This is a genomic window from Acinetobacter sp. ATCC 27244 (assembly GCF_000156555.1).
Classification (GTDB): domain Bacteria; phylum Pseudomonadota; class Gammaproteobacteria; order Pseudomonadales; family Moraxellaceae; genus Acinetobacter; species Acinetobacter haemolyticus.
The window spans coordinates 446,281-447,336 of record NZ_GG665949.1; the positions used below are offsets into that span (position 1 = coordinate 446,281).

Consider the following 1,056-nt stretch of genomic DNA (forward strand, 5'->3'; position numbering starts at 1 on the left):
GATGAAGTGAATCAGGTTCTAGGATTAGTTGGTTTTTTACAAAACCCTGTAACACCATTCCGCTTACAAGCGAATCGTTTAAAAAATCTAAATTTATAAGCAATATAGGGTAAGGGAGTAATTGATTTACTCCCTTCGTTTGATCATGGAAAGCTGAGAAACAATAGAGTAATGGATTATGAGTGTTCAGAATTTTAATAATAAAAAAATCATTTTAATTGCGACTATATGCTTAATTATTTTCCTTGCTTTTATTTATTGGGTGTTTAAGCCATCAGTTCACGACCAAAGTCCTCTGAATAATTCACACTCACAGCGTGGCATAAATAGCGTAAGTGTTGAAAATAATTCTCAAGCACAGCTCTCAGGAAAGTTGCCTATTCTTGCCCCATCTTTACAAGGCACAGAAATTGATTGTCCTCTCCAAGTCGATGGAGACGGTAAATTGATTCTCACGATAGGTATTCGAAGCTGTTTTGATTATTTCTTTTCGAGTTTGGGAGAAAAAACAGAAACTCAATTAATTGGAGATATTCGTCAGTATCTACGTGCTACCTTGCCAGAAACAGCAGCAAATTATGGAATTTACTTACTTGATCAGTATGTTGCTTATACGCATGCATTAAAAAACTTGAAAACCAGCACGCATTTCAAAAAAGATGAAATTGATAAATTTCAAAATATTGTTGATCAAATGTCGAAGTTGCAACAGCAGTTTTTCAATGCGGCAGAAATTCAAGCATTTTTTGGAAATGAACGAAATTTTAATCAATTCAGTATTGATCAAATGCGTATACATGCCAATAAGACTTTAACAGCACAGCAAAAAGCAACTGAGTTAGCAAAGTTAATAGATCAATTGCCTCCTACTTTGGCTGATGGTGTCCGAGTGTCGATGCAATTTGCTGAATTACAGCAACTGACACAAGAAATTAAGGAAAAAGGTGGCTCTGCTCAAGAATTGCGGAATATGCGAGAAAGCTTGTTGGGTGTTGAGGCCGCTGATCGTTTGGAGAAAGTTGATCAAGAAGAAGCAGTTTGGCAGAATCAGGTAAA

Annotated in this window: 1 protein-coding gene; it reads left to right on the forward strand. The window is 36.0% G+C overall.

Annotation, left to right across the window (positions count from 1 at the left end; all coding sequences use genetic code 11):
- Positions 1-178: 178 nt before the first annotated feature.
- Positions 179-1,056 (forward strand): lipase secretion chaperone (locus HMPREF0023_RS02000; protein ID WP_008941035.1); only part of this gene is annotated, 878 nt, incomplete at its 3' end.